Source organism: Macrococcus equipercicus (assembly GCF_004359525.2).
Taxonomy (GTDB): Bacteria; Bacillota; Bacilli; order Staphylococcales; family Staphylococcaceae; genus Macrococcus; species Macrococcus equipercicus.
In genome coordinates, this window is record NZ_SCWC02000012.1 from 13,761 (window position 1) to 37,222 (window position 23,462).

Annotated in this window: 25 protein-coding genes and 1 rRNA gene; 1 reads left to right on the plus strand and 25 read right to left on the minus strand. The window is 44.9% G+C overall.

The window, feature by feature from the left end; translation table 11 throughout:
- The 15 genes from ERX35_RS10805 to metG form a co-directional block, all read right to left on the minus strand.
- Nucleotides 1–1,503: a polysaccharide biosynthesis protein gene (locus ERX35_RS10805; RefSeq protein WP_149459901.1), complete on the minus strand. Its 1,503-nt coding sequence runs from the start codon at nucleotides 1,501–1,503 to the stop codon at nucleotides 1–3.
- Nucleotides 1,490–4,993: a transcription-repair coupling factor gene (mfd, locus tag ERX35_RS10810; protein WP_149459902.1), complete on the minus strand. Its 3,504-nt coding sequence runs from the start codon at nucleotides 4,991–4,993 to the stop codon at nucleotides 1,490–1,492. Before mfd ends, ERX35_RS10805 begins: the two co-directional genes overlap by 14 nt.
- On the minus strand, nucleotides 4,990–5,562 hold the full coding sequence (gene pth / locus ERX35_RS10815) for an aminoacyl-tRNA hydrolase (RefSeq protein WP_149459903.1): 573 nt from the start codon (nucleotides 5,560–5,562) through the stop codon (nucleotides 4,990–4,992). The genes mfd and pth overlap by 4 nt, the downstream gene beginning before the upstream one ends.
- A gap of 188 nt (nucleotides 5,563–5,750) precedes the next feature.
- Nucleotides 5,751–6,395 carry a 50S ribosomal protein L25/general stress protein Ctc gene (locus ERX35_RS10820; RefSeq protein WP_149459904.1) on the minus strand — a complete coding sequence of 215 codons (645 nt, stop codon included), beginning with the start codon at nucleotides 6,393–6,395 and terminating at the stop codon, nucleotides 5,751–5,753.
- 143 nt (nucleotides 6,396–6,538) lie between these two features.
- Nucleotides 6,539–7,504, minus strand: a complete 966-nt coding sequence (locus ERX35_RS10825; RefSeq protein WP_149459905.1) for a ribose-phosphate diphosphokinase — start codon at nucleotides 7,502–7,504, stop codon at nucleotides 6,539–6,541.
- Nucleotides 7,505–7,533: 29 nt separating this feature from the next.
- Nucleotides 7,534–8,889 carry a bifunctional UDP-N-acetylglucosamine diphosphorylase/glucosamine-1-phosphate N-acetyltransferase GlmU gene (glmU, locus tag ERX35_RS10830; RefSeq protein ID WP_149459906.1) on the minus strand — a complete coding sequence of 452 codons (1,356 nt, stop codon included), beginning with the start codon at nucleotides 8,887–8,889 and terminating at the stop codon, nucleotides 7,534–7,536.
- Nucleotides 8,890–9,045: 156 nt separating this feature from the next.
- Nucleotides 9,046–9,435, minus strand: a complete 390-nt coding sequence (spoVG, locus tag ERX35_RS10835) for a septation regulator SpoVG (protein ID WP_149459907.1) — start codon at nucleotides 9,433–9,435, stop codon at nucleotides 9,046–9,048.
- A 43-nt stretch (nucleotides 9,436–9,478) separates the two neighbouring features.
- Nucleotides 9,479–9,853 (minus strand): RidA family protein, encoded by a 375-nt coding sequence (locus ERX35_RS10840; RefSeq protein ID WP_149459908.1) that lies wholly within the window; start codon nucleotides 9,851–9,853, stop codon nucleotides 9,479–9,481.
- Nucleotides 9,854–9,866: 13 nt separating this feature from the next.
- Entirely contained in the window at nucleotides 9,867–10,691 is an 825-nt protein-coding gene (purR, locus tag ERX35_RS10845; RefSeq protein ID WP_149459909.1) for a pur operon repressor, read from the minus strand.
- Between the two features lie 62 nt (nucleotides 10,692–10,753).
- Nucleotides 10,754–11,605 carry a 4-(cytidine 5'-diphospho)-2-C-methyl-D-erythritol kinase gene (ispE, locus tag ERX35_RS10850; RefSeq protein ID WP_149459910.1) on the minus strand — a complete coding sequence of 284 codons (852 nt, stop codon included), beginning with the start codon at nucleotides 11,603–11,605 and terminating at the stop codon, nucleotides 10,754–10,756.
- 118 nt (nucleotides 11,606–11,723) lie between these two features.
- On the minus strand, nucleotides 11,724–11,987 hold the full coding sequence (gene veg, locus ERX35_RS10855; RefSeq protein ID WP_133444403.1) for a biofilm formation stimulator Veg: 264 nt from the start codon (nucleotides 11,985–11,987) through the stop codon (nucleotides 11,724–11,726).
- A gap of 99 nt (nucleotides 11,988–12,086) precedes the next feature.
- Complete coding sequence (rsmA, locus tag ERX35_RS10860; RefSeq protein WP_149459911.1) at nucleotides 12,087–12,977, minus strand: 16S rRNA (adenine(1518)-N(6)/adenine(1519)-N(6))-dimethyltransferase RsmA; 891 nt, start codon at nucleotides 12,975–12,977, stop codon at nucleotides 12,087–12,089.
- A gap of 1 nt (nucleotide 12,978) precedes the next feature.
- Nucleotides 12,979–13,518 carry a ribonuclease M5 gene (gene rnmV / locus ERX35_RS10865; RefSeq protein ID WP_149459912.1) on the minus strand — a complete coding sequence of 180 codons (540 nt, stop codon included), beginning with the start codon at nucleotides 13,516–13,518 and terminating at the stop codon, nucleotides 12,979–12,981.
- A 93-nt stretch (nucleotides 13,519–13,611) separates the two neighbouring features.
- Nucleotides 13,612–14,379 carry a TatD family hydrolase gene (locus ERX35_RS10870; RefSeq protein WP_149459913.1) on the minus strand — a complete coding sequence of 256 codons (768 nt, stop codon included), beginning with the start codon at nucleotides 14,377–14,379 and terminating at the stop codon, nucleotides 13,612–13,614.
- Between the two features lie 10 nt (nucleotides 14,380–14,389).
- The gene (gene metG / locus ERX35_RS10875) at nucleotides 14,390–16,351 is read right to left on the minus strand and encodes a methionine--tRNA ligase (protein ID WP_149459914.1); all 1,962 of its coding nucleotides are present in this window, start codon (nucleotides 16,349–16,351) and stop codon (nucleotides 14,390–14,392) included.
- A 264-nt stretch (nucleotides 16,352–16,615) separates the two neighbouring features.
- On the opposite strand from metG, the gene ERX35_RS10880 reads away from it, so the two are divergent.
- Nucleotides 16,616–16,900 (plus strand): transition state genes transcriptional regulator AbrB, encoded by a 285-nt coding sequence (locus ERX35_RS10880; protein ID WP_133444398.1) that lies wholly within the window; start codon nucleotides 16,616–16,618, stop codon nucleotides 16,898–16,900.
- 36 nt (nucleotides 16,901–16,936) lie between these two features.
- On the opposite strand, the gene rsmI is transcribed toward ERX35_RS10880, so the two are convergent.
- From rsmI to rrf, 10 genes are all read right to left on the minus strand, one after another.
- Nucleotides 16,937–17,773: a 16S rRNA (cytidine(1402)-2'-O)-methyltransferase gene (rsmI, locus tag ERX35_RS10885; protein WP_149459915.1), complete on the minus strand. Its 837-nt coding sequence runs from the start codon at nucleotides 17,771–17,773 to the stop codon at nucleotides 16,937–16,939.
- Complete coding sequence (locus tag ERX35_RS10890) at nucleotides 17,736–18,023, minus strand: GIY-YIG nuclease family protein (protein WP_149459916.1); 288 nt, start codon at nucleotides 18,021–18,023, stop codon at nucleotides 17,736–17,738. The genes rsmI and ERX35_RS10890 overlap by 38 nt, the downstream gene beginning before the upstream one ends.
- Nucleotides 18,016–18,741, minus strand: a complete 726-nt coding sequence (locus tag ERX35_RS10895; RefSeq protein WP_149459917.1) for a tRNA1(Val) (adenine(37)-N6)-methyltransferase — start codon at nucleotides 18,739–18,741, stop codon at nucleotides 18,016–18,018. The genes ERX35_RS10890 and ERX35_RS10895 overlap by 8 nt, the downstream gene beginning before the upstream one ends.
- 35 nt (nucleotides 18,742–18,776) lie before the next feature.
- Nucleotides 18,777–19,097: a DNA replication initiation control protein YabA gene (gene yabA, locus ERX35_RS10900; RefSeq protein WP_149459918.1), complete on the minus strand. Its 321-nt coding sequence runs from the start codon at nucleotides 19,095–19,097 to the stop codon at nucleotides 18,777–18,779.
- Nucleotides 19,098–19,109: 12 nt separating this feature from the next.
- The gene (locus ERX35_RS10905) at nucleotides 19,110–19,907 is read right to left on the minus strand and encodes a PSP1 domain-containing protein (RefSeq protein WP_149459919.1); all 798 of its coding nucleotides are present in this window, start codon (nucleotides 19,905–19,907) and stop codon (nucleotides 19,110–19,112) included.
- A complete protein-coding gene (locus ERX35_RS10910) occupies nucleotides 19,908–20,831 on the minus strand; it encodes a DNA polymerase III subunit delta' (protein ID WP_170234619.1) in 924 nt (307 codons plus the stop codon).
- A gap of 42 nt (nucleotides 20,832–20,873) precedes the next feature.
- Complete coding sequence (locus tag ERX35_RS10915) at nucleotides 20,874–21,203, minus strand: cyclic-di-AMP receptor (RefSeq protein ID WP_149459921.1); 330 nt, start codon at nucleotides 21,201–21,203, stop codon at nucleotides 20,874–20,876.
- A 30-nt stretch (nucleotides 21,204–21,233) separates the two neighbouring features.
- Nucleotides 21,234–21,848 (minus strand): dTMP kinase, encoded by a 615-nt coding sequence (gene tmk, locus ERX35_RS10920; protein ID WP_149459922.1) that lies wholly within the window; start codon nucleotides 21,846–21,848, stop codon nucleotides 21,234–21,236.
- Nucleotides 21,849–21,856: 8 nt separating this feature from the next.
- The gene (locus ERX35_RS10925; protein ID WP_149459923.1) at nucleotides 21,857–23,191 is read right to left on the minus strand and encodes an aminotransferase class I/II-fold pyridoxal phosphate-dependent enzyme; all 1,335 of its coding nucleotides are present in this window, start codon (nucleotides 23,189–23,191) and stop codon (nucleotides 21,857–21,859) included.
- Between the two features lie 135 nt (nucleotides 23,192–23,326).
- Nucleotides 23,327–23,441 (minus strand): 5S ribosomal RNA (rrf, locus tag ERX35_RS10930).
- Between the last annotated feature and the right edge of the window lie 21 nt (nucleotides 23,442–23,462).

The window sequence follows — 23,462 nt, forward strand, 5'->3', positions numbered from 1 at the left end:
TCATTCTTTCATCAAATCCATCATCTTATCACCAAGCGGCAAATAAGACCATTCCTGCTTCGTCAGCAGTCTCCATCTTATCAGCGCTATTGCTACTATCATAACCCCTAACGCCACACCTATCAAGGAAACAACTAATGCGCTGAGCCGTGTCCCAGATGGAATGAGACAGACCAGCTGTAACATGATACTCATGGCGGCAAGAACGATGCACCATTTCACCATAAATGACTGCATCCCAAGCTGGTAGCGCTGTCTAATGCAGCTGTGCAGTATTAAGGCATAGACCGTCAGACCTGCAACTGTTGCCACTGCAGCGCCGAACACGCCGAAACGGGCGATAAGGATGACGTTCAGTCCCACTTTAACAAGCAGTCCTGCCAGCACACCGATACCCTGCACTTTGTAGTCTTCCGTTACTTGCAGCATCGCCGTATACATAATGATGAGCGACACAAAAATAATGGCGAGCATATAAACACTGAGCGTTCCCGTTTCTCTCGTATCCTCAAACAGCAGCAAATTAAACGGTCTGATCAAGTTCATCAAACCGATGGCTGCTGCACTGCTGAAAATAATGGTGATCTTCAACGCAGAACGCGCATAATCATTCATCGCGTCGTATGCTTTGTTGTTACGGCTGGCCGCAAGCAGAGGTATCAGGACAAGCGAGAACGATGTCGTCACAATCAGGCCGAGCTGAATCAGCGAGGCCCCGCGGTCATAAATGCCTTTCAGTGCACGGGCATCATCCAATGCTATACCGGACTGTTTCAACCCGTTCAACACGGTGAAACTATCCACGAGCTGCCACAAAATCATAATCAAGTAACTCAGCGAATAGAACAAGGTCAGTATGAAGAAACGTCTGAATTCCTCGTTTGTCAGCCGACCGCTGCCTGTGACAGATAGTTTCCTGCCGAACTTCAAGTAAAGCCAAGCACCTGACAGACCAAGAAATGACCCGCATATGCTGAGCATGCCGCTGTCATAGATAGAAAATCCTTTTGTGAACAGCAGAACAGCCACTAAAATTGTACTGACCCGCAGTACTTGATCAATCACCTGCGACATCGCAATCGTCCGCATATCATTTTCGGCCTGCAGTCTCCCACGTACAACTGCTATAAAGCTGAATGGCAGCAGCACGAGTAATGATGTTCTGAACATGCCGCTCAACTGCTTGTCTCCCATTAATGATGTGATTACATCACTGCAAGTGAACAGTATGACGAAGACAACGATACTGATGACCCGCAGCAGCCGCAGTAATTTGCCGGGAAAATACTTATCCTGCTGCTGACTGATAACACTTGGTACAGCATTTAAGCTGAGCACTGAGACAATAGCGACTACTGGATAAACTTGCTGATAGGCATAAAGTCCTGCGTCACCGAGCACATTTTGATAAGGAACGCGGTAAATCGCACTTAAAGTTTTGACCAGCAGCATCGTAATAGTCAGTACGATGACTGTATTAAAGACGCGTTCATTGTTCTTCATCAAGCTTTAAACTTCCTTGCATAATATTTGTCAGCTGCACGAGTGACTGCAGCCAGCTGCCTCGTTTTTTCAGCGCGAGCTTCATACGGTTGCCGGCGACGCTGACTTTCAAGTCACGGCCGAATGTCTCTGTATCTTTGAAGAGCTGTACCCCGTCGACTTTCGCAGTCGATGCTTCTGATACGAATATTTCGATGTCTTTTGCGGTCTCCTTAATGTTGACTATTCCAAAAGCGAGCGCATTGACTTTAATCTTCACAATATTAAGCAGACGTTCTACTTCAACCGGATAATCGCCGTAACGATCTGTCAGTTCATCCTGAACGTCCAGCAGCTCCTGTTCAGACTGAACGAGACGGAGTTTCTTGTAGAACTCAATCTTCGCCTGTTCCTCCCGGACATATTCAGCAGGAATATAGGCGTCCACCTGCACATCGATTTCAATGTCCGGTGCTTCTTCCTTCGTTTCGATGCCGCGTTTTTCGTTGACTGCCTGCTGCAGCATTTCTGTATATAAGTCATAGCCGACTGCATCGATGAAGCCGTGCTGCTGCCGGCCGAGCAAATTACCGGCACCACGGATATTCAAGTCGCGCATCGCAATCTTGAAGCCGGAGCCGAGCTCCGTGAATTCTTTAATGGCCTGCAGCCGCTGTTCAGCAACTTCTGTCAGCACTTTGTTCGGTGCATGGAGAAAATAAGCATAGCTGATTCTATTGCTTCGGCCGACGCGTCCGCGCAGCTGATACAGCTGACTGAGTCCGAAGCGGTCCGCATCTTCTATGATCAGTGTATTAGCGTTCGGCACATCAACTCCAGTCTCAATAATCGTCGTCGTCACCAGTACATCGTATTCTCCGTTAATAAAGCCGAGCATCGTCTCTTCAAGTTCCCGCTCTGCCATCTGGCCGTGAGCGACAGCAATACGGGCAGATGGCATCATCATTTCCAGCTGCTCCGCTTTCTGATAGATCGTCTGCACACGGTTGTACAAATAGAACACTTGACCGTTACGTGCAAGTTCACGGTCCATCGCTTCCTTGATGAAGTTCTGCTGATACTCAAGCACATACGTCTGCACCGGGAAACGGTTTTCCGGCGGCGTTTCGATGACTGACAAGTCACGCACACCAAGCAGACTCATATGCAGCGTCCGCGGGATAGGTGTTGCCGTCAACGTCAATACATCGACATTTGTCTTGAGCGCTTTGATTTTCTCTTTATGGGTAACGCCGAAACGCTGTTCTTCATCGACGATTAATAATCCTAAGTCTTTATAGACAACATCTTTACTGAGCAGTTTGTGCGTACCGATAACAATATCAACAAAGCCGGATTTCAGTCCTTCTTTTGTCTGCTTGATTTCTTTCGCTGTTTTGAAGCGGCTCATCATCTGCACTTCAACCGGAAAATCCTGAATTCGTTCAATGAATGTCTCGTAATGCTGCTGCGCAAGAATCGTCGTCGGCACAAGAAAGGCGACCTGCTTGCCATCCATGACGGCCTTGAATGCAGCACGGACGGCTACTTCTGTCTTACCGTAACCGACATCCCCGCATAACAGCCGGTCCATCGGTTTTGGTTTTTCCATATCCTCTTTAATCTCTTCAAGCGAACGCTTCTGGTCTTCTGTCGGCTCATACGGAAAGTCCATTTCAAAGCTGTCCTGCTCTTCTGTGTCCGGTCCAAACTGGTAACCTTGAACACGTTCACGCTCTTGATATAATTTCAGCAGTTCATCTGCAATATCATTGACGCTCTGCTGCACCCGCGCTTTTGTCTTCTTCCATTCTGTGCCGCCGAGCTTGTTCAGCTTCGGCTCCTTCTCCTCAGAACCGACGAACTTCTGGACGTAGGACATCTGGTCCACTGGAACAAACAGCTGATCGGTCCCTTTATACTGAATCTTGATGTAATCCTTATGAATATTGTTGACGAGTAATGTCTCCACGCCGAGATAACGCCCGACCCCGTGATGCACATGGACGATATAATCGCCGATGTTCAGCTCCTGATAAGACTTGATTTTCTCGGCGTTGGACATTTTTTTCTGCGTCCGTCTCGGTTTCTCTTTACGCAGTTTAAACAGTTCCCGCTCTGTTATGACCGCGAGTTTCATATAAGGCAGTTCAAAACCTTCAGATAAGTCGCCTTCTGTAATTAAAGCGATACCCGGTTCATTGACGATTCGGTCGACTGCGACAGGCAGCTGCATGTCAACAAGCATGTCCTGAATTTTCTTCTTCCGGGTCGGATTTGATGCCAGGACGACCATTGTATAGCCCTGCTTACGGAACCGGTCAAATTCAGAGAACATCAAGTCATACTGACCGTAGAACTGCTGCACCGGTTTGCATGAGAATTTTACCAGCTCTTCGATAGCAACCGGCATTGTCGCCGTAAACAGCGTGAAAAATGACGTCTTATAACGGTTCAGCAGTTGATTGAACGCCTCTTCCTTCATAAAGCGCTGACCGATAAATCCGCGGCCGGATTCAATGAGCGATGTCTGGAATTCTTCGATTTCTCGTGCGACCGAAAGCTCTGTCTCTTTCACCCGGTTATATTCATCGACAACAACAATGGCGTCGTCTGCTAAATAATCGACAATCGCTGTCTCTTCCGGATAAGCGAACTTAATGGCACGGCGCAGAATATTATGATCTAAGAGCTCTGTCGTATGCATCATGAGCGAGTCATACGTTTCATGCAGTGTTTCTGCCGCTTCCTTTGAGAGTTTTTTCTCTGTGGCAGCGAGCGCTCTGCCCAGTCCTTCCTGTATGCTGGCAATTTGTGCGGCATTAAAGATGAATTCACTGGCAGCCGTAATCTCTACCTGCTCTATGTTCTCTTCAGAACGCTGACTGTCCGCATCAAAGTAGCGCAGCGCATCAATTTCCGTATCAAACAGTTCCATACGGACAGGTTTACCGATCATGGGAAAAATATCGACCAGTCCCCCACGCACAGAAAACTCACCGACTGTCGTAACGCGGTTACGTCTGACATAACCCATGTCAACAAGCTGCTGCTGCAGTACATCAAGCTCAATATCGTGTCCTAGCGTTAATGACACGATATGGGAGCCGAACAATGCTTTCGGTGTGATCAATTTCTTCAGTCCGCTGACCGGTACGATAAAAAGCCCAGGTCGCCCGGTTGCGAGGTGGGATAACGTTCTTATTCGTTCACTCATCAACTCAGGACTCTTTGTAGAGTATTCCTCTATCATAATGTCCTGGACGGGATACTTAAACAGTTCATCTTCCGGAACCAGCCGGGAAAGGTCTGCTTCCAGTTTTTCTGCCTGATACAAATTACTGGTCACAACCATCATCTGCCGGTCTTCAGCTAAATACTGCTCAGCCATCATGACCGCCTTGGCAGAAGGATTCAAGCCGGTAATCAGTAAGTTCTTACGGCCGAATATACTACTCAGTTCATTGAATCGTTCGTCCTGTCGTAAAATTCTAGTTATTATATCCTTCAATTGACATCACCATTATATTGATTCATTATATTTTCAAAACGCTCAGGCGTGAGAAACGCTTCACATGCTTCGACTGTCCGGTCAATGACCCGTGCCATCGTAATCATCTCATCAGCACTGAAACGCTGCAGCACGAAGTCAGGTACACTCATACGGCCTGACGGGCGGCCGATGCCGATCCGTATCCGCTTGAACTCATCAGTCCCTAAATGCTGAATCAATGACCTGATGCCGTTATGGCCACCGGCAGAGCCTTTCTGTCTTAACCGTAATCTGCCAGGCGGCATATCGAGATCATCATACAGCACGATCATATCCTGTATATCGACTTTGTAATAATCCAGCAGCGGTCTGACAGCCTCACCTGACAAATTCATATATGTCATCGGTTCAATCAACAGCACTTTCTCGCCGTTAATCGTCGCTACTGTATGCAGCCCGTTGAACTTCTGTTTATCAAGATCAAAGTGATGTTTTTTCGCGAGCTCATCCACCACCATAAAGCCGATATTATGTCTTGTCTCTTCAAATTTACGCCCGATATTGCCGAGCCCTACTATACACTTCATCATAGCCTCCACATATTCATTCTATTATAAAGAGTTTACCACTTTTCACCGTCTAACATAAGCACAGAAGACTAGCGGCACACTGTTATGATCAAAATAAAAATGCCTTGGCGGCACTCGAAACACTACATGTTCTGCAGTGCCTCGACTATGCGTCCAAGGCATACTTATCATTCGTTAATCAGCTGTTATTCAGCTTTTTCTTCTGTCTGCTCTTCATTACCTTCAGCTTGGTCTTCTGCCGCTTCCTCAGTGCCTTCTTCAGCATCTTCAGCTGGTTCTTCAACAGTTGGAGGTACGACAGATACAACAGTTTCGTCATCTTCATTGTTGATTGTGAAATTACGTCCTGTACGAAGGTCGCCGACAGTAACGACATCACCGATATTTAATGAAGTGACATCTACTTCGATTGTTTCAGGAATGTCATCAGGTGTAGCCGTCACTGATACTGTAAATAATGGCTGCTGTACTACGCCGCCTTCTGCAGCGCCTGCCGCTTCACCGATCAATGTCACTGTAACATCAACTGTCAATTCAGCTTTCATGTTGATAGCCAGGAAGTCAATGTGAGTGATTTGATTTTTAAGTGGATTGACTTGATAATCAGAAACCATTACTTTAACGGGTTGTGAATCAACGTTAAGTTCAATAACGCCGTTACGGCCGACTTCACGAATGACTTTACCGAATTCTTTTTCTGCTACATATACTGATGTATTTTCTGCACCATAGCCGTATACGACTGCTGGAATTTTACCTTCATGTCGTAACTGGTTTAATGCTGATTTCGTTTGTTTACCTTCACGGGTAACTGAATTTAATGATGTCATAATAATATTTCATCCTTTCGATTGCGCACTACTAGCGCTCCTACATTTGCCCATCAGTTGTGTTAACCTGCTTGCAGAATGTTTTTTATCGTTCATGAAATAAATATACCCCCGTTTTCACGGGGGTAAACATTGATAGAGAATTAATCAAACAGGACGCTGACAGATTCTTGTTCGTAGACACGGATAATCGCTTGAGCGAGAAGTTCACCGACAGACAGCTGCTTGATTTTAGCTGGTCGGTTTGCTTCAGGTAAGACAATAGAGTTAGTTACAACGAGTTCTTTAATGGCTGAACCTTCAATTCGTTCATAAGCAGGTCCTGACAAGACTGGGTGCGTACAGCACGCATATACTTCTTTCGCTCCTTTATCAATTAATGCTTGAGCGGCTAAAGTAATCGTTCCTGCAGTATCGATGATGTCATCGATAATAATCGCTGTTTTACCGTTAATATCACCGACAATATTCATCACTTCTGCTACGTTCGGCTTTGGACGACGTTTGTCGATGATAGCAATCGGCGCTTTTAGACGGTCAGCCATTTTACGGGCACGTGTCACACCACCGTGGTCAGGCGAGACAACGACCGTTTCTGCAAGGTCGATATCATGTTTACCAAGAAAGTAGTCGGACAGAATCGGCACACCCATTAAGTGGTCAATAGGAATGTTGAAGAATCCTTGAATCTGAGGCGCATGCAGGTCGAGCGCAATAACGCGGTCGGCTCCTGCTTTTTCAATCATATCTGCTACAAGCTTCGCAGTGATCGGCTCACGACTTCTCGCTTTACGGTCCTGACGCGCGTAGCCGTAATAAGGCATCAGTACATTGATTGTCGCTGCTGAAGCACGTTTCAGTGCATCAATCATAATCAATAGTTCCATCAGATGTTCGTTGACTGGATTTGAAGTTGGTTGAACGATGAAGACGTCACAGCCGCGGATACTTTCTTCGATATTAATCTGTACTTCACCATCACTGAAACTTTTAACGCTGCATTTCCCGAGAGGAATGCCTACGTATCCGGCGATCTCTTCTGCTAGTGCCGGGTTCCCGTTCAACGAAAAAATCTTTAACTTTGAATTCTTATATTCATTCTTCAACATCATATTAGCCCCCATCATAGTCCTGCTTATTATTTTTTGTAGTATCCTTCTTTAGTCGTCTGGCGCGCCCGGCCAAGTGCGAGGCTTGACTCGGGTACGTTCTCTGTAATCGTCGAGCCGGCCGCAATAAATGACTCGTCACCGATTGTCACAGGCGCTACAAGATTTGAGTTGCAGCCGATAAACGCATCTTTACCGATTGTTGTCTTGAATTTATTAATACCATCGTAATTGACGGTGATAGCGCCGCAGCCGATATTCGTCCGAGCCCCGACTGTCGCATCACCAATATAGCTCAGATGAGAAACTTTTGCTTCATCATCCAGTTGCGATTTCTTGATCTCCACAAAGTTTCCTACTTTAACGGCTTTGCCAAGTTTACTGCCTGGTCTCAGCTGAGCATACGGACCAACTGTCGTGTCTTCACCGATGATAGACGCTGTCACTACAGACTGTTTAATCTGTGCTCTGTCGCCGATCGTGCTGTCTTTAATATCACAGTTAGCACTGATAAACACGTCTTCACCGATAATTGTCTGACCTGCAAGGACAGTCCCCGGGTAAACAACGGTGTCTGCTCCGATGACAACATCTGCATCAATATAAGTCGTCTCCGGATCGATCAATGTGACGCCGTTCATCATGTGGCGGTCGTTAATACGTTTTCTCATCAGACGTTCAGCCTTTGCTAAGTAGACTCTGTCATTAACGCCTAATGTCTCATCAAAATCTTCGGTAATATATGCTTCTACCTTCTCGCCATCAGCCTGCAGCAGCTGAATCACATCAGGCAGATAGTATTCTCCCTGCGCATTGTCGTTGGATACTTGCGCAAGTTTCTCAAATAAAGCGGCATTATCAAAACAGAACGTGCCGGAACTAATTTCCGAAACCAGCTTCTCTTCCAACGAGGCATCTTTTTCTTCAACAATCTTGACGACATTGTTATGGTCATCACGGATAATCCGGCCGTAACCGAACGGCTGATTCGTCACCGCTGACAAAATCGTTGCTTTAGCACCGCTGTTTTCGTGATGAGCGATAAAGCTGCTGATTGTCTCTTCAGAAATTAACGGTGTGTCTCCACAAATGACGACTGTTGTGCCCGTATGTTCTCCTAAATGTTCCTGCGCCATTGCCACAGCATGGGCCGTACCTAGCTGTTCTTCCTGCCGGCTGAACTTTGATTCTCCGGCAAGTACTTCCTGCACCTGCTCTGCGCCATGTCCAACAATGGTGACGACTTCCGATACGCCGGCACCGCGGATATTATCAAGAACATGTTTCACCATCGGCTTACCACAGACAGGATGCAGTACTTTGTACATCTTGGATTTCATACGTGTCCCTTTTCCTGCCGCCAGAATGATTGCTTGTCTATTCATAAAGAGCGCCTCCATAATTCACTTTATTCCTATTATAATTTAATCACTATGTGACTTTCAAGAACTATCAGTCGTTACGTATAGATGATGCCTATGACATTCCGCTTTATAACTAAAAAAACATCACTTTTCCAAGTGATGTTGTCCTAATCATGATTAATGGGTTAAATCTTCAGCGGCTGTTGTAGTAGAGTCTGCTTCTAATAAGTCAGGCACTTCTTCGCTTGTTGCAGCACTAGACTGGTCAAAAGTCTGAATCGGCTCATCAGCGGTTGTCGTCCGGTAGTTCTCTATTTCGATTTCCTCGTACACTTTCATTACAGCCTGTTGTATCTCCTGTCGCATCTCACTGTTGATAGGATGCGCGATATCTCTGAATTCTCCGTCTGGTGTCCGCTTACTCGGCATTGCAACAAACAGTCCTGAGTTGCCTTCAATCACCCGGAGATCATGAATAACAAATGCTTCATCAAGTGTAATGGATACTAATGCTTTCATGCGACCATCTGCATCTATTTTTCTCAACCTCACGTCTGTAACTTTCACTTCAGTAAGCCCCCTATCTGTATATAAAACCATCAATTATCGCTTAATGGACTAGAGCTACTGCCTCAATCTCGACTTTAACATCTTTTGGTAGACGGCTGACTTCCACACAGCTTCTTGCCGGCAGATGCTCATTAAAATACGTACCGTATACTTCATTGATGACAGGAAAGTCATTCATATCACTGATAAATATCGTTGTCTTTACTACTGTATCCAGCGATGCACCGCTATCTTCCAGCACAGCCTTAAGATTGACAAGAACTTGCTCTGTCTGGTCTCTTACATCATCGCTGACGATTGAACCTTCCAGTGTTAAAGGAATCTGTCCGCTGGTATATACCATGTTATTCACGACAACTGCGTGACAATATGGTCCAATGGCTTCCGGTGCTTGTTTAGAAAAAACTGTTTTCATGTTGTGAGCTCCTTTATTTAAACCGTTCCAGGCAATTGCCTTCTTCAACTGTGAACGACTGATTATATTCATCTACGTCTGATAACTTTACTAAGGAAGTATAATCTTCAATTAAGCGATGTTTGACCTCTTTCGATTCTACAAGTACAGATACCCCGATTACTTGCGCTTTAAACTCGCTCATCAAATTCATGACACCTGTGATAGAGCCGCCGGCACGCATAAAATCATCGACGATTAAGACGTTCGAGCCTTCAGGCAGTGTACGCTTTGACAGCACCATTGTTTCGATTTTTCTCGACGAACCGGAGACATAGTTGATTGACACTGTTGAGCCTTCTGTCACTTTGTTATCTTTCCGGATGACAACGACCGGCACATTCATAATATTCGCCACGGCGTTTGCAAGCGATATCCCTTTTGTCGCAATCGTCACGACTGCATCGACTTCCCGGCCCATATACATCGTTGCAATGAGCTCACCAACTTGACCGAGCAGCCGCGGATTACCGACTAAATCGGACATGAATAAATAGCCGCCGGGCAGAAGGCGTTCTTTCTCCTGCAGCATCTCACATAAGTAGGCAATCAGTGCTTCTGCTTCTTTTCGGTACATCTTCGGCATAAAAGTAACGCCGCCGCTTGCACCGGCAGTTGTCGTCACAATGCCCACTTCCTCTTTCTGGAAAGTTTCTTTAATGATTTGAATGTCCTCACTAATGGATGATTTTGCCTGCTCAAACTTCTGGACAAAAAATGTCAATGGGACTAGTTCATTTGGATGGCTCAGCAAATAGCTTGTCATAAAGACAATACGTTCACTTCTTTTAAACTTCATATAAAACCCTCATTTACGCATATTTTATGTATAATATAACATAAATGTTCGGTTTTACAATATTATCCGAGCAATCTTACCATATAAACTTCTTTGCAGCAGCCTTTTAATGCGTTGACCACGCTTTTTGCCTGGCGCTCCTTGCTCATCAGACCATAAACAGTCGGACCGCTTCCACTCATCAAGGCAGCGTCCGCACCGCTTTTCAGCATCGTTTCTTTCAACGTCTTAATGACTGGATGCATAGCTATCGTCACTTTCTCAAGATCATTGCCGAGGCTGTTGACCAGCAGATTATAATCACCGGTTTTTATGGCAGTGATACATTGGCCAGTCGGTATAGCATCGTCGTTATCATCAAGCTGCAGTGCGCCGTACACGTCTGCAGTTGATACGCTGATATCCGGTTTTGCGAGTACGACCCATGATGCCGGTGGTTTCGGCAGCTGTGTCAGCTGTTCACCGCGTCCTTTGCATAGGGCCGTCCGGCCGTAAATACAGAAGGAAATATCAGAACCGATTTCAGCGGCGAGTTCACTCAGTGTCTCAAGCGGCAGATTCAAGTCGAAAAGACGGTTCATCCCGCGGAATGCCGCTGCCGCATCACTGGAGCCGCCAGCAAGCCCAGCGGCAATCGGAATCGATTTATCGAGTGTAATAGTGACCCCCTGCTGCAGCTGGTAACGCTCCATCATCAGCTGCGCCGCCTTATAGGCCAGATTTCTATGATCGTTCGGTACATACCTGTGCTCGATTTTCAGCACGATTTTTTTATCTTTGCGCTTTTCAAAAGACAGGCGGTCATTTAGATCCACTGTTGTCATGACCATCTCGACTTCATGATAGCCGTCATCACGTTTATATAATGTATCTAAGGTCAAATTTATTTTCGCCGGTGCATTTTCATAAATCATTAGTCGTCCTCACTTAAAATTATTAGTACAAGTTTACCATAAGTTATAAATGACCGGTACAGCGATTTATGATAAAGAAAAAAGCACAGCCGGGATAGGCTGTGCTGACTCACATAAATTATTGAACAAGAAACTCTTCTTGGTTTTCGTTGACAAAAGTGACCTGAACATTCTCAGTTAATACATCAGTGTATGTATAAGACACGCGCTCAAAATTATGTTTATCCTGATCGAGTTCTACAATAAATACTGATGGATAAGTTTCTTTGAGTACGCCACTGCGCTCAATTAACTTCTTACGGCCTCCATTAGCTCTAAGTACAATACGATTTCCTAACTGACAATCAAGAATTTTTTTGATGTCTATTAATGTCTTTGGCATATTGACCCACCTCGCTATAGTTGAAATTATAGCATTTTTTGGGTAATTAGTCAAACAAATTTTTAATTTTATCAACTACTGCAGGTATTGTCAATAGATTTATATCGAAAGATTCGAAAATTTGTCAAAATTATTAGATAATTCCGAGAATTCCTGTAATGTCAAACTTTCACCACGGCGTGACGGTGCTATACCGGAACGCTCAAGCCAGCTGATAATGTCTTCCTTATGTTCTTTGCTGTTTTGAAACAGCGACATATAGTTGTTGAGTATCGTTTTACGACGCTGTACAAATGCACCGCGTGTCAGCTTAAAGAACAGCTGCTCATCGTTCACCGCTACAGCAGGCTCATTTAAAGCCGTCAGTTTAACAACTAATGAATCGACATTCGGCGGCGGCATGAAAACACCTTTCGGTACGACCATCACTTTTTCCACAGTCGTGTAATACTGGACGGCAATGGACAGCGAACCGTAGCTTTTAGTTGAAGGAACCGCACTCAGGCGCTCGCCCACTTCTTTCTGCATCATGACGACATAGCTTGAGATCGGCAGCTGCTGCTCCAGTAGTCCCATTAAGATGGGTGTCGTAATATAGTACGGCAGATTGGCAACAACTAGTATCTCCTGACAGTCAGTTAAATGTTCATCAATTGCTGCCTTGACGTCTGCTTTCAATATATCCTCATTGATGACAGTGACATTATTATAAGGGCTTAAACTGTCTTCAAGAATCGGTATAAGGCGCTGGTCAATTTCAAAAGCAAGTACCTTTTTAGCGCGTTTTGCCAGCTGTTCAGTCAGCGAGCCCATGCCCGGGCCGATTTCAATCACGCCTGATTGTTCTGTAATGCCGCTCGCTGTAATAATGTTGTTAATGACATTCGTATCAACGAGAAAATTCTGCCCGAGACTTTTCTTAAACGAAAAACCATACTTATCAAGCAGCATCTTCGTACGGACAGGTGTAGCAATATCTTTCTGTTCCATGTTATCCTCCATGTTTCAAGGCTGCAATCACATCTTCTTCAGTTACACCAAACGCATTTAAGCGGTGGAATAACTGCTTGCCGTTGCAGTAGCCCAGTTTTAAGTTGTTGCATACTTTGCTTCGCCGCTCTCTTGCGCCTGGTCCCATAATCAGACCGAGGTCAACAAGCAGTTCCTTTGATACGGTTTCCACATCACTGTCAAACGGTGTGCTGATATTGACCAGCGCATCGCGGATGGCATCCAGCGGCGCATGTTCAACACCAATCTTGCCGCGCTTATTACGAGCGACAGCCGCATCAATAAATGCCTGTTTTGCTGTAGGCACGCGTTTTTCAATCGTCATTCTGATTTTATTTCCCGGGTAATCCGGATCCGTCAGAATAATGACACCGCGTTTCTCAGCTGCATGTTCAATCGCCTGCAGCGTCTTCTCATTAATAGCGGAACCATTGGTCTCGATTGTATCGCAGTCAACAGCCTGCTTCACCCGCACTGTATCATCCTTGCCTTCGACAATGACAATTTCATTTATTTTCATATTAATCACCTGCGCTATTATACCATATGCACGACCTATACAAGTACAACAACGCGCCTCAGCAGCTTTTTAAAGCCACTGAGGCGCGTTACTTTATTGCAAATTAAACAACCGTTCAGCATTCGCCGTAGTAGCGGCTGCTAATTCTTCATAACTAATGCCCCGGAGTTCAGCAATCTGTTCTGCGACCAGCTTGACGTAAGCTGGTTCGTTCCGCTTGCCGCGGTACGGATGCGGCGTTAAATACGGCGCATCCGTTTCAACAATCAGCTTATCAAGCGGGACGTGCACCGCCACTTCTTTCGGCTGCTTCGCATTTTTAAATGTCACAGGGCCGCCCAGTGAAATGATGAAGTTCAGTTTCAGCACTTCATCGCACATCTCCGGTGAACTACTGAAACTATGCATAACACCCCCGACTTCAGCTGCATTTTCAGATTTTAATATATCGACGACGTCCTGCGTCGCTTCTCTGTTGTGGATGACAATCGGCAGTTTCAGTTCTTTTGCCAGAGCAATCTGGCGTTTGAAGACCGTCTTCTGAATATCTTTCGGTGATTTATCCCAGTGATAATCCAGCCCCATCTCACCGAGCGCAACAATTTTCGGGTGTTTTGCCAGTTCTTTAATCCACTCATAGTAGTCATCAGTAAAATCAATCGCGTCTACTGGATGCCAGCCGATGACACCGTAGAGGAAGTCATGCTCATCAATCAATGTCATTGTCCGTTTGATTGTCTTCTCATCAAAACCTACGACAATCATGCGGTCAATGCCTGCTGCTCTCGCCCGGTCAATGACTTCTGTTAAATCCTCATCATATTGATCGGCGTTTAAATGGACATGCGTATCGATTAACATTGAATCACTCCTATTTGACGATTGAGCCGTTATCGATAGTGTTTGGCACACTCACCAATGTCAGCTGGCCGTCTTTTTCCGCGGACAGAATCATACCTTGTGACAGTTCACCGCGCAGATTAACTGGCTTCAAGTTGGTCACGACGATGACTTTCTTGCCGATAATATCTTCCGGCTTATAATATTCTGCGATGCCTGAGACAATCTGGCGTTTTTCACTGCCTAAGTCCACTTGGATTTTAAGCAGCTTTTTCGCTTTTTTCACGTAATCGGCATCAATGACAGTGGCGACTTTAAGTTCTACTTGGTCGAACACATCAATCGTGATTTCATCCTTACCCGGTGCTTCCACTGCTTCGACTTTCGGCTGCATCGTACTCTTGATGAATGCCACTTCTTTGTCCGCTTCCAGACGCGGGAAAATAGGCGCAGGTGTCGGTGTCACATGAACTTTACCTAATTGGCCGAACGCGCTGAGACTGCTGAATTCCTGTAGCGCGCTGTCGGTTAAGTTCATCTGTTCGAAGATTTTATAAGGTGCTTTCGTTAAGAATGGACGTAACAGCACAGCCGCAAAACGGATGCTTTCAAGCAGATGGTACATCACACTTTCGAGCAGTTCTTTCTGGCTGTCATCTTTTGCAAGAATCCATGGTGTTGTCTCATCGATGTATTTGTTCGTCCGGCTGATCAGTTTCCACACTTCCTGCAGAGCTACTGAGAACTGCAGCGTCTCCATCGCTTCCTCATAATGCTTCTTCGTCTCACAGGCAAGCGCTTCAAGTTCAGCGTCTTTCTCATGCAGCTGCCCGTTATAGCCGGACAATTTACCGCCAAAGTATTTGTTAATCATCGCAATCGTTCGGTTCACTAAGTTACCGAGATCATTAGCAAGGTCAAAGTTCGTGCGGTCGATAAAGGCTTCCGGTGTAAAGACACCATCAGAACCAAACGGCAGTTCACGCATTAAATAATAGCGGACAGCATCGAGGCCGTAACGGTCGATCAAAATATGCGGATCGACAACATTTCCTTTAGACTTACTCATCTTACCGTCTTTCATTAAAATCCAGCCGTGTGCGAATACTTTTTTCGGCAGCGGCAGATCAAGCGCCATCAGCAGAATCGGCCAGATGATTGTATGGAAACGGACAATTTCCTTCGCCATAATATGCACGTCTGCCGGCCAGTATTTTTTGAACAGTTCATCGTCATCGGATAAGTAGCCGAGCGCTGAAATATAATTCGTCAGTGCATCAATCCAGACGTAGACAACGTGCTTTGGATTAGACGGCACTTTAATACCCCAGTCAAATGATGTCCGGGACACTGCCAAATCTTCCAGTCCAGGCTTGATGAAGTTATTCAGCATTTCATTCTTTCTTGATACCGGCTGAATGAAGTCAGGGTGCTCTTCATAATACTGCACAAGCCGGTCTGCATATTTACTCAGCTTGAAGAAATAGCTCTCTTCTTTCACAAGCTCTACCGGGTGGCCGGAATCCGGACTTTTACCGCCAATGATTTTATCGCCGTCAAAAATCGGATCAACAAGCTGCGTCTCTGTATAGTATGTTTCATCAGGCACAGAATACCAGCCTTCATATTCACCGAGGTAAATATCACCCTGCTCCAGCAATCTTTCAAATATTCTCTCAACGACTACTTTATGACGTTCTTCAGTTGTACGGATGAAATCATCATTTGAGATTTCAAGCTTCTTCCATAATTCTTGAATATCTGTGATGATCTCATTTAAATATTCTATTTCCGGTTTTTCTGCTGCCTGAGCTTTCTCCTGGATCTTCTGGCCATGCTCATCAGTCCCCGTTAAATATCTTACATCATACCCTTGCAGCCGTTTATAACGGGCGATCGTATCTGCAGCCACTGTAGAATACGCGTGCCCGATATGCAGTTTGCCGCTTGGATAATAAATCGGTGTCGTCACGTAAAAAGTCTTGTTTGTCATCGTAGTCCTCCTCAGTTCTTCTATCCATTAAATATACAGAAAAAAAACCTATATTTCAATATCCTTTAAATGTAAATTCGACATATTTAATACTAAACTATCAATACAAAATATTACTCAATTATTACAAATGTTATTATACAAACAAAGTTATTGACATTGTATATTTATGGTAGTATATTCTAACTATGTCAAATGTCGAATTTGTCTAGATAAATGTCGAATTAACAAATATTACTAACTATTTTTTGGAGGCTATTTTATATGAAATCAACAGGAATCGTAAGAAAAGTTGATGAGTTAGGACGTGTAGTAATTCCAATCGAATTACGTCGTATTCTGGACATCGCAGAAAAAGATGCATTAGAAATTTATACAGATTCAGATAAAATCATTTTAAAAAAATATAAACCAAGCATGACTTGTGCAGTGACTGGTGATGTTTCTGAAGATAACTACTTATTAGCAGGCGGCAAGCTTGTCCTTTCTAAAGAAGGCGCTGAACAGTTAATCAAAGAAATTCAAGATAAAGAAAAAGCAGCAAAATAATCAATCAGGCCCCGGCGTAATAACGCTGGGGCTTTTTTATGACTGTATATGAAAACTTTCGTAAACTTCCCGCTTCTTTATTCCCCGGTCAACCGCTACTTGTTTAATCGCATCTTTGGATGACTGTCCTGCTGCGATATAATGATCGACATGAGCATTCAACGACAACGCATCCCACCATTGTTCCTGCTGTATACTATCATACTGACCGTCAATGACGACGACAAATTCACCTTTCAACGGAATGTCTTCCTCAAGCTTTAGCAGCAGTTCGCCGACAGGCAGTGTCACGACCTGCTCATACCGCTTCGTCAGTTCTCTTGCCAGGGCGACTTTCCGCTGTTCATCCACTGTCGCGATTGTCGTCAATGTATCTTTAATACGGTAAGGTGATTCATATAGTAATATAGAATGCGGCTGCTCCATCAACAACTTAAGCTTCGCAAGCTTTTCCGATTCTTTGCGGGGCAGGAAACCATTAAACAGAAATGAATAAGAAGATAGACCACTTGTCATCAACGCGGTCAGTGCTGCATTCGGGCCCGGCACTGTGACGACTGATAGACCACTGTCCCGGACGGCAGTCACCAGTTCATAACCCGGGTCGCTGATAAGCGGCAGCCCGGCATCTGACACGAGAGCGATTGATTTTCCTTCTTCAAGCATAGCGACTAGTACTGCTGTCATCTTATCTTTATTATGTTCATGATAACTTTTAAGCGGTGTTTTAATGTCGTAATGATGCGTCAGCTTACCTGTCACTCTCGTGTCTTCACAGGCGATGACATCTACTTCCTGCAAAATACGCACGGCGCGGAAAGTCATATCTTCAAGATTACCGATCGGCGTTCCGACTAGATAAAGTGTACTCATGTGCTGCCTCCTTGATCAATTGTAGTTTTTCATTTCTCGTCAGCTGCTTAATGGCATATTCACGCTGCATCGCTGCTGACTTTGTCGGGTGACGCTCTGAATAAACGCGTATGACGGGCAGCCGATGACGTGTATACTTTGCGCCTTTACCCGAATTGTGAACGGTCAACCGCTTATCTAGATCTGTTGTGTAACCTGTATATAATGTATTATCATTACACTTTAATATATAGATATAATGTTTATCCATAATATACCTCTTTCATTTCGGCAGAATAATCTCCGTTCCCGTCATAAATATAAAAGGGCGGCATCACTTTGCAGTCAGGTTTACCACCTTTCAATGCTTCAATGACAACAGTGACGGCATGAGGTTTCTCGGGCTTTGAATAAATATTCCATATCTTCTTCGGCTCCATGCCGGCTGACCGCATGGATATGAGACAGTCAACAAGCCGGTCTGCACGGTGCACCATATACAGCCTGCCCCCCTGTTTGAGCAGATGACGGGCTGCCAGCGTGCAGTCATCAAGCGTGCACATCACTTCATGCCGTGCTATTCGATGCGCTTCCTTCAAATGCTGGAATGACTGATTTTCTCTGAAGTACGGCGGGTTGCATGTAACAATATCGTACTGGCTCGGCGTCAGATGGTTCGCTTCTTTTAAATCCATCTCGTAGACCGTAATTCTGTCGTCAAGCCTGTTATGTGCAACTGACCGCTTCGCCATATCCGCAAGCAGCGGCTGTATTTCAATGGCATCTATCGCACAACTTGAGCCATCGCTGAGTAATAGCGGTATAATGCCATTCCCTGAGCACAGATCCATTACCCGGCCTTTTTTCAGCGTCGGCACGAAATGACCGAGCAGCAGTGCATCGGTCGAAAAGGAGAAGACTGCGTCGTTCTGAATGATCTCCAGGCCTTCCTTTATTAACTGATCAAAACGTTCATTCTCTTTAAGCATATTTTCCTCCAAGAAAAAAAGGCATGGCTGCCCTTTTAATCTGAATCCAGCAGGCTGAGGCAGAATATGCAGTCACCACCGCCGCGGTGCTTGCCGAACAGCTCACCTCTGCATATATGAAAGCCTTCCGCATAAAGCATCGCCAGATTATCTTTACTCTGCAGCGCCTTCATCTTCTTCGGCTGGTTTTTCGGCGACTGAATCATCCGCTGCATGTTGTCGCGTTCAAGCTTCAACGCTACATTCTCTTCGACCAGATCGACCGTCTGCTGCTTCAGCTGCGTGAAACCTTGCTGCAGCCCGTTCATCTGATGTTCAAGCTCCATAATTTTATTCAATAACTCGTCTCGATTCACCTTCATCATTCCTTATGCATTGATTTCATCGATATGATATTCAAGCGGCTGTTCCATACCCTGAACTTTCACCTGCATCGTTACATCAAGAATGTTAAGTGCGATGACTTTACCAGGGCCTTCCGGCGTATTGATTTTATCGCCGATATCCGGCAGCTTTCTTCTCGTTTCTTCGTAATAATCATTTTCATATTTCAAGCAGCACATCAATCTGCCGCACGCACCGGAAATCTTCGTCGGATTCAGTGACAAGTTCTGATCTTTTGCCATCTTAATCGATACTGGTTCAAAATCACCGAGGTAAGTTGAGCAGCAGAGACTGCGGCCGCATGGTCCGATGCCTCCGAGAATTTTCGCTTCATCACGCACACCAATCTGTCTAAGCTCAATACGTGTTTTCAGTTCAAACGCCAGACTTTTGACCAGTTCCCTGAAATCAATCCGTTCGTTCGCTGTAAAGTTAAAAATGATTTTTCCTTTATCGAGCGTATATACTGCGTTGACTAAATACATATCCAGCCGGTGCTTTTTGACCAGCTCTTTACAGCGCCTGAAAGCAGCGTCCGCTTCCTGCATATTCGATTCGTACTTCATCATATCTGCTACTGTCGCACGGCGTTTAATCGTCGGAACGGGCATGACAATGTCTGTTTCCTCCACTTGACGGTTACCGATAACGACACGCGCAAGTTCCTGGCCGCGTTTTGAATCTACGACGACATAATCATTTAATCTATACTGTTCATTATTCGGGATGAAGTATTCTGTTTTATCTGCTTTATGGTATTTAATACCGATGACTTCTATCAACTATTTCACCTCTTTCGCGATTTGAATGGCAATATACTCGAACACCAGCATCGGGCTGACATATTGCAGTAAATTTCTTTTACTTAACAAGATCACATCAATCCACTGAACGCATCGGGCGAGCGACATGTCACGGCCGACAGTCTCCAGCTTCGGCTTGTGGTCAGGAAAACTCAACTGGTCGTTGTTGAGCTTAATGTACATGACATCCTGGAAATAAAGCTGAAGCATATCAAGTGCGAGCAACTGCTGCTCACGTTCAGAAACTGTCTGCAGCAGTTCCACGATGTGGACAAGCCCCATTCTGCTGTCTGCCATCATTGTATCTGCCCATTTTAACACGGCTGTGCGCAGTTCACTAAATTCTTTTTCTTCCATCCACTGCATGGCTTCTTCTTCACCGAATGACAGCGCAGCAAGTGTTGCTGCTAGCCCGTCATTAATTCCACCGTTCATGAGCGCCGTGCGGATGACGCTATTTGACTGTGCCGTCACCGTAATATGCTGACAGCGCGAATGAATCGTCGGGAGGATTCCGCCTGACTTTGTCGTCAGCAGCAGCGCAATTGTATTGGGCGGCGGCTCCTCAAGAAACTTAAGGATCGAGTTCTCGCCCTGCACAGTCACTTTATCGAAATCGACAATGACATACACTTTATACTGCCCTTCTACCGGCTTCTGGTTCATCCGGTGCAGTACTTCTTCTATCATTTCTTTTTTGATCGTCTGGTCATCTGTTTCCAGCCAGTAGAAGTCTGAATGATTATGTTGATAGACACGGGAACGGGCTGTATCGTCTGTTCCTAATATTTCTGCAGCAAACTGCAAGGCTTCATCTTTGAGCGCCGTACGCTGTGTGCCTTCTATCAAGTAAGCATGTGATAATTTTTGTGTGGTTACTAACTGCTGGAGTTGTTTATTCATAAATCCTCCGTTATATTGAAAAAGCTGCATGGCTGCAGCTTGTTAAAATTGATGGAATTGTTCAATCGGCATAACAAACACTGTAGCACCACCGACTTCTACTTCAACTGGGTAAGGAATGTAATTATCCACATTACCACTCATCGGCGTCACCGGAGACACGAGTTGATCACGGTTGCGGCAAGTGTTATTGATTAACGATAACAGCTCCTGGACACGCTCGTCTTCGACACCTGTCAGGAAAGTTGTATTCCCGGCACGTAAAAATCCACCTGTTGTTGCAAGTTTCGTCGTTCTGAAATCATGTTTTGTTAACTGACTCATTAAGTTCTGGCTGTCCTGGTCCTGGACAATTGCTATAACCATTTTCATAGTAAACACCTCAGTCACATTATAACATAACTATTTCAATTTTTTGATGATGATATTATAGACCGTTTCAATCACTTCTTCAAGTGGACGCGATGCATCGACACTGACAACTCGGTCCGGATAGTTCTCAGCAATCAGATCATAGCCGGCAGAAACTTTTTCGTGGAATGACAATGTCTCCTTATCAAGACGGTTCATCTCCCGGTTGTTTGATGCAATACGGTCAAGTCCTATTGCAGGTGCTACACGTAAATAGAGTGTCAGATCAGGAAAATGAGATTCGATAGCAAATTCATTGATCTTTAATATATCTTCCAAACCGACACCACGGGCATAGCCCTGATAGGCGAGAGAACTGTCAATAAACCGGTCACAAAGTACTAATTTTCCTGCTAAGAGCGCCGGCAGCACCTTTTCAACGAGATGCTGTCTACGGCTTGCAGCAAACAATAATGCTTCTGTCCGGTAATCCATGTCATTTTTTTCATCGAGCAGCAGTTCCCGGATTGATTCACTAATTCTAATACCGCCGGGTTCACGCGTCGTAACAACAGGATACTCCTTATGAAGACGCGCAGCAACTGCTGTCAGCACCGACGATTTACCTGAACCTTCAGGACCTTCAAACGTTATAAATAAACTCATATTACCCCTCACTCAACTATCGTTATCTTACCGTCCATCATACCATGAATCCGAATACCCTGTGCAGTGTACTTTTCAAGTTCAGCAATATGCGTAGACGTCAGTTTTTCGCCGGCTAGCACAAACGGGATACCCGGTGGATATGGAATTAGCGCTTCAGCTATATAATGGCCGATTCCTGCTATTAACGCTACTCGGCGCTCTGTACCTTCAACAGGTTTAAAAAATCCTGCTACTGCAGTTAATTCATTCTTTTCTAATACTTTACTGACACGAGTTCTAGGGACAACTTCAATTCCTTCAATTAATGACAGCAGTCTAGCGAACGGAAACTGATCCTCATGATGCCACAGCGGCAGCACTAACAGGACATCAGTCAATGTAGCAAGTTCCGTATAAATGAACTGTGCCTCAAGCAGTGCCTGTAGTTCACTTCCTGAATACCCTTCCTGTCGGATCAGCAGTTTAAGTGGATCATCCACTTCAATGACTTCAAACTTTTCACTTAATTTCCTGATGAACAACTCACGCTTCTGCCAGAACGCGCGCGCATCATACTGAAGATAAAAGTGGTGTGCCTGTTCAAGACTCGATAGCAGTAAATAAGACGGGCTTGATGTTTGCAGCACCGATAAATAACGAAGTACTTGTTCCTTCAGCTTTCCTTGTTGATGAATATGTATGACGGAGCCCATTGTCAATGCTGGAAGTGTTTTATGGTAAGACTGAACGACATAATCAGCACCATAGTGAACAGCAGATACGGGAAATCCAGCAGCAATTCCAAAATGTGCACCATGAGCTTCATCCACAAGGACCTCTATATCACGCTCGTGAAAGAACTGGATAACTTCCTTGATATTATAAATCTCACCAAAATAATTAGGATAAGTCAGCACAGCAAGTTTTACATCTTGTAAGTGCGACTCATCAATTAAGGAGAGGTCGATATGTGAGTATTGATTAGAAAGGGATGATAGAGCAGTCGGTAAAATATAAGCGTTAAGTCCAGCGAGTGACAGACCATTAAAAACAGACTTATGAACATTTCTCATAATTGCTACCGATGATTCAGGAGTAATGCTCTGCAGTACAGCAAGAATACCTGTTGTCGTTCCATTCACTATATAACGGGACTGGTAACTATGATGACGCTTTAAAGATAATTCGCTTTGTTTAATGATGGCTTCAGGATGATGATAATCATCAAGGCCAGTAATTTCAGTCATATCATACGCAATATTAAGGTCAAGGCCGCCGATTGTACCATTATGATGACCAGGAACGTGAAGAGAAATCGCTTCCTTAGCGTATACTTTAAGCCGATCTGTAATAGGATTCATGAAGTTCTCTCCTTTAACTATCAATTAACTAGCCATGTAGATTGTAACACTGACACTTGTTATTTTAAACATTCCTTAAAAGAACACAAAAAAAAGAGACCTGAACGGTCTCGGTGCGGCTCATCGCATATTTCTGCCCGGCAACGTCCTACTCTCGCGGGACGTCAGTCCAACTACCATCGGCGCTAGAGAGCTTAACTTCTGTGTTCGGTATGGGAACAGGTGTGACCTCTCTGCCATCGTCACCAGACAGATGGGGTGAATTATACCC

Coding starts and splice junctions, on each gene's coding strand:
- glmU (WP_149459906.1), bottom strand. CDS start 8,889: ATGAATAGACAAGCAATCATTCTGGCGGCAGGAAAAGGGACACGTATG.
- purR (WP_149459909.1), bottom strand. CDS start 10,691: ATGAAGTTTAAAAGAAGTGAACGTATTGTCTTTATGACAAGCTATTTG.
- ERX35_RS10915 (WP_149459921.1), bottom strand. CDS start 21,203: ATGAAAATGGTTATAGCAATTGTCCAGGACCAGGACAGCCAGAACTTA.
- ERX35_RS10825 (WP_149459905.1), bottom strand. CDS start 7,504: ATGTTGAAGAATGAATATAAGAATTCAAAGTTAAAGATTTTTTCGTTG.
- ERX35_RS10820 (WP_149459904.1), bottom strand. CDS start 6,395: ATGACATCATTAAATTCAGTTACCCGTGAAGGTAAACAAACGAAATCA.
- ispE (WP_149459910.1), bottom strand. CDS start 11,605: ATGATTTATGAAAATGCACCGGCGAAAATAAATTTGACCTTAGATACA.
- veg (WP_133444403.1), bottom strand. CDS start 11,987: ATGCCAAAGACATTAATAGACATCAAAAAAATTCTTGATTGTCAGTTA.
- ERX35_RS10910 (WP_170234619.1), bottom strand. CDS start 20,831: ATGAATAAACAACTCCAGCAGTTAGTAACCACACAAAAATTATCACAT.
- rsmA (WP_149459911.1), bottom strand. CDS start 12,977: ATGGAACAGAAAGATATTGCTACACCTGTCCGTACGAAGATGCTGCTT.
- tmk (WP_149459922.1), bottom strand. CDS start 21,848: ATGAGTTTATTTATAACGTTTGAAGGTCCTGAAGGTTCAGGTAAATCG.
- ERX35_RS10925 (WP_149459923.1), bottom strand. CDS start 23,191: ATGAATCCTATTACAGATCGGCTTAAAGTATACGCTAAGGAAGCGATT.
- ERX35_RS10890 (WP_149459916.1), bottom strand. CDS start 18,023: ATGGATAAACATTATATCTATATATTAAAGTGTAATGATAATACATTA.
- ERX35_RS10870 (WP_149459913.1), bottom strand. CDS start 14,379: ATGTTAATCGATACGCATGTCCATTTAAACGCCGATCAATATGATGAG.
- metG (WP_149459914.1), bottom strand. CDS start 16,351: ATGACAAACAAGACTTTTTACGTGACGACACCGATTTATTATCCAAGC.
- rnmV (WP_149459912.1), bottom strand. CDS start 13,518: ATGAAAATAAATGAAATTGTCATTGTCGAAGGCAAGGATGATACAGTG.
- pth (WP_149459903.1), bottom strand. CDS start 5,562: ATGAAGTGTATAGTAGGGCTCGGCAATATCGGGCGTAAATTTGAAGAG.
- rsmI (WP_149459915.1), bottom strand. CDS start 17,773: ATGAGTACACTTTATCTAGTCGGAACGCCGATCGGTAATCTTGAAGAT.
- ERX35_RS10805 (WP_149459901.1), bottom strand. CDS start 1,503: ATGAAGAACAATGAACGCGTCTTTAATACAGTCATCGTACTGACTATT.
- ERX35_RS10895 (WP_149459917.1), bottom strand. CDS start 18,741: ATGCTTAAAGAGAATGAACGTTTTGATCAGTTAATAAAGGAAGGCCTG.
- ERX35_RS10880 (WP_133444398.1), top strand. CDS start 16,616: ATGAAATCAACAGGAATCGTAAGAAAAGTTGATGAGTTAGGACGTGTA.
- ERX35_RS10840 (WP_149459908.1), bottom strand. CDS start 9,853: ATGAAAACAGTTTTTTCTAAACAAGCACCGGAAGCCATTGGACCATAT.